This window comes from Paraburkholderia polaris (assembly GCF_012927345.1).
Taxonomy (GTDB): domain Bacteria; phylum Pseudomonadota; class Gammaproteobacteria; order Burkholderiales; family Burkholderiaceae; genus Paraburkholderia; species Paraburkholderia polaris.
In genome coordinates this window covers 1-1,073 of the sequence record NZ_JABBGJ010000156.1, presented here as the reverse complement: position 1 = coordinate 1,073, position 1,073 = coordinate 1, and the positions used below count along the sequence as shown (strand labels likewise).

Here is a 1,073-nt window from a genome sequence, read left to right as displayed (position 1 = left end):
GAACACACCAGGATCGCGCCATCCATCTGCGCTGCGCCCGTGATCATATTCTTCACATAGTCAGCGTGGCCCGGGCAGTCGACGTGTGCGTAGTGGCGGTTAGCCGTTTCGTACTCGACGTGTGCCGTGTTGATCGTGATACCACGTGCCTTTTCTTCCGGCGCCGCGTCAATCTGGTCGTATGCCTTTGCTTCGCCGCCAAACTTCTTGGTCAGCACCGTCGTGATCGCTGCCGTCAGCGTGGTCTTGCCGTGGTCAACGTGACCGATCGTGCCGACGTTCACGTGCGGCTTGGTCCGCTCAAACTTACCCTTGGCCATTTTCGACTCCTAAGAGGATTTATCCGTACGTTGCGCCGCGCGCAAACAATCACCGAGTACTTCTGGTGCCCATGGGCAGGATCGAACTGCCGACCTCTCCCTTACCAAGGGAGTGCTCTACCACTGAGCCACATGGGCGCTACTTCTTTGTTACTGGAGCGGGTGAAGGGAATCGAACCCTCGTCGTAAGCTTGGAAGGCTTCTGCTCTACCATTGAGCTACACCCGCAAGGATCCATGGATTCCCAACTACTGCTACAGCTTGCATTCTGGTGGAGGAGGTTGGATTCGAACCAACGTAGGCGTAAGCCAACAGATTTACAGTCTGCCCCCTTTAGCCACTCGGGCACCCCTCCGCAGAGAACTGATGATTATGAGGGAACAACCGCTTGCTGTCAAGGCTTGACTGACCGTTCCAAACTCATAGCTCTCACTTATATGGTGGTTCCAACGCCGCCGCAAACGCAAAAACCCCACCTTTTCGGGTGGGGTTTTTGCTTGCTGCTGGGGAGCCTGACGATTACCTACTTTCACACGGGAATCCGCACTATCATCGGCGTGGAGTCGTTTCACGGTCCTGTTCGGGATGGGAAGGGGTGGGACCGACTCGCTATGGTCATCAGGCATGACTTGTTGTCGTGTCGCCTTTGTGGGCGGCACAACCAATCTGGAAGAAGTAGTTTCTGGTGATGCTCACCAGAGGGGTAAAGCTGTTGGGGTTGTGTTGTTTCTGGCACAACACTGATCTCAACCG

At 55.5% G+C, this 1,073-nt stretch carries 1 protein-coding gene, 3 tRNA genes and 1 rRNA gene; all 5 read right to left on the bottom strand.

The genetic code is table 11. From position 1 onward, the window contains the following. Nucleotides 1-320, bottom strand: a 320-nt coding sequence (locus HHL24_RS43490) for a GTP-binding protein (RefSeq protein ID WP_206003258.1), incomplete at its 3' end; no start/stop codon positions are given. Nucleotides 321-383: 63 nt separating this feature from the next. Beyond that, nucleotides 384-458, bottom strand: a tRNA-Thr gene (locus tag HHL24_RS43485). Between the two features lie 16 nt (nucleotides 459-474). Then, a tRNA-Gly gene (locus tag HHL24_RS43480) sits at nucleotides 475-548 on the bottom strand. Between the two features lie 41 nt (nucleotides 549-589). Continuing rightward, a tRNA-Tyr gene (locus HHL24_RS43475) sits at nucleotides 590-675 on the bottom strand. A gap of 155 nt (nucleotides 676-830) precedes the next feature. Continuing rightward, nucleotides 831-943: ribosomal RNA gene (gene rrf, locus HHL24_RS43470) — 5S ribosomal RNA — on the bottom strand. Nucleotides 944-1,073 lie beyond the last annotated feature (130 nt).